The sequence below is a fragment of the Xanthobacter autotrophicus genome, assembly GCF_029991245.1.
GTDB classification, from domain to species: domain Bacteria; phylum Pseudomonadota; class Alphaproteobacteria; order Rhizobiales; family Xanthobacteraceae; genus Xanthobacter; species Xanthobacter autotrophicus_C.
Map to the genome: position 1 here is coordinate 1 of NZ_JAIVFO010000261.1, position 2,496 is coordinate 2,496.

Consider the following 2,496-nt stretch of genomic DNA (forward strand, 5'->3'; position numbering starts at 1 on the left):
TGTTGATTTCCGGCGAGAAGTGACCCTGGATTTCCACTGAGAAGTGACCCGGGGTGATGGTGGTCTTGGGTCAGGTTGCGGTCAAGTTTCGGGGCTTCTCCTTTGAGGGTTTAGGTGGTTTGGCCGAGCTGGCTCTGAAGCGGAAGCTGTCGTTTCCGGTCTCCAGGATATGGCAGTGGTGCGTGAGCCGGTCGAGCAAGGCCGTGGTCATCTTGGCATCGCCGAAGACCGTGGCCCATTCGGAGAAGCTGAGATTGGTGGTGATGATGACGCTGGTGCGCTCATAGAGCTTGCTCAGCAGGTGGAAGAGCAAGGCGCCACCGGAGGCGCTGAACGGCAGATAGCCGAGTTCATCGAGGATGACGAGATCGGTGTGGACGAGGCGGCCGGCGATCTGTCCAGCTTTGCCCTGGGCCTTTTCCTGTTCGAGGGCGTTGACGAGCTCGACGGTGGAGAAGAAGCGGACCCGCTTGTGATGATGCTCGATGGCGTGGACTCCGAGAGCCGTGGCGATGTGGGTTTTGCCGGTACCTGGACCGCCGATCAGGACGACGTTGTGTGCGTCGTCGAGGAACTCGCAGCGATGGAGCTGGCGGACGAGCGCCTCGTTGACCTCGCTACTGGCGAAGTCGAAGCCGGCGAGGTCGCGATAGGCCGGGAAGCGCGCGGTCTTGAGCTGGTAGGTGGTCGATCGCACCTCCCGTTCGGCGGTCTCGGCCTTCAAGAGTTGGGCGAGGATCGGCATGGCGGTCTCGAAGGCCGGTGATCCCTGTTCCGTTAGCTCCGTGATGGCCTGGGCCATGCCATGCATCTTGAGGCTGCGCAGCATGATGACGATGGCTCCACTGGCTGGATTATGACGCATGGCGCGCCTCCCTGGCTCGGCGCAGGGCGTCATAGCGCTCGACGTTGGCCTGAGGCTCAGTGGTCAGCGTGAGGGCGGGGGGAGCCGGGATCGTTGGCGTGCTCAGCGGCGTACCGTCGATCAGCCGGTGCAGCAGGTTGATGATGTGGGTCTTGGTCGGCACGCCGGCCTGAAGGGCGAGCTCTACGGCCGTGAGCACGACCTGCTCATCGTGCTGGAGGACCAAGGACAGAATCTCGACCATCTCGCGGTCACCGCATGGCCGCTTGAGCAAGTGCTGCTGCAGGGATCGAAACGCGGGCGGCATCTCAGCGAACGGCGCGCCGTTGCGCAGGGCACCGGGCTTGCGCTGGACGACGGCCAGATAATGCCGCCAGTCATAGACGGTCCGGCTCAGACGATCATGAGAGCGAGCGAACACCCGGCGATGCTCGCAGATTGCTTGCCCTTCAGCGACGAGGACGATCCGGTCGGGATAGACCCGCAGGCTCACCGGACGGTTTGCGAAGGAGGCCGGCACGCTGTAGCGATTGCGCTCCAGATGAACGAGGCAGGTCGGGGAAACGCGTTTGGCGTGCTCGACGAAGCCGTCGAACGGCCGCGGCACCGCCATCAGGTGCCGGATCTCCTCGCTCCAGACATCGGCGATCGAGCCGGGCTGCGAGCCGTGCCCGGTCTGTGACCACAACTCCCGGCACCGGGTCTCCAACCAGTCGTTCAGAGCTTCCAGGGAGGGGACGTTCGGCAGGGGTTGCCAGAGCCGATGACGGGCATCCTGTACGTTCTTCTCAATCTGCCCTTTCTCCCAGCCGGAAGCGGGGTTGCAGAACTCCGCCTCGAACAGGAAGTGGCTCACCATGGCCGAGAAGCGGATGTTGACCTGGCGTTCCTTGCCGCGGCCGACCTTGTCGACGGCCGTCTTCATGTTGTCGTAGATGCCCCGCCGTGGCACGCCGCCCAACACCCGGAAGGCGTGGTTATGGGCATCAAACAGCATCTCGTGGGTCTGGAGCAGGTAGGCTCGAAGCGTGAAGGCCCGACTGTAGGACAGCTTGACATGGGCGACCTGGAGCTTGGTGCGCTCGCCGGCAATGATCGCCCAATCCTCCGACCAGTCGAACTGGAACGCCTCGCCCGGCACAAAGGCCAGCGGCACGAAAGTACCGCGGCCGCTGGTCTGTTGCTCACGCAACCGGGCAGCCTTCCAGTCCCGGGCAAAGGCCGCGACCCGATTGTACGACCCCTCATAGCCGAGGGTCACCAGATCAGCGTGCAGCTGTTTGATCGTACGCTTGTGCTTGCGCGACTTGCCGCTCTCGACCCGCAGCATCGCCGCGAGCTTGTCGGCATAGGGATCGAGTTTGCTCGACCGCTCGGGAAGATGAAACCGGGGTTCGACGCTGTCCGCCCGCAGGTACTTGCGCACGGTGTTCCTCGAAAGGCCGGTGCGGCGGGAGATATCCCGGATCGAGAGGTGATCCCGATAATGCCAGCGTCGGATGACGCTCAATAACTCCATGTCGATCACTCCGCTGTCCCCCGCGATGCCGCGTGAGACGTGGTGAAAACATGGGTCACTTCTCGATGGAAAAATCCGTGCCTACCGGGTCAACTCTCAGTGGAAATCAACA

At 63.1% G+C, this 2,496-nt stretch carries 2 protein-coding genes; both read right to left on the minus strand.

What is annotated here, in order from left to right; translation table 11 throughout:
* Positions 1-70: 70 nt before the first annotated feature.
* Positions 71-865: an IS21-like element helper ATPase IstB gene (istB, locus tag K9U41_RS22490; RefSeq protein ID WP_282643066.1), complete on the minus strand. Its 795-nt coding sequence runs from the start codon at positions 863-865 to the stop codon at positions 71-73.
* Positions 855-2,384: an IS21 family transposase gene (istA, locus tag K9U41_RS22495; protein WP_282643067.1), complete on the minus strand. Its 1,530-nt coding sequence runs from the start codon at positions 2,382-2,384 to the stop codon at positions 855-857. Before istA ends, istB begins: the two co-directional genes overlap by 11 nt.
* Positions 2,385-2,496: the final 112 nt, after the last annotated feature.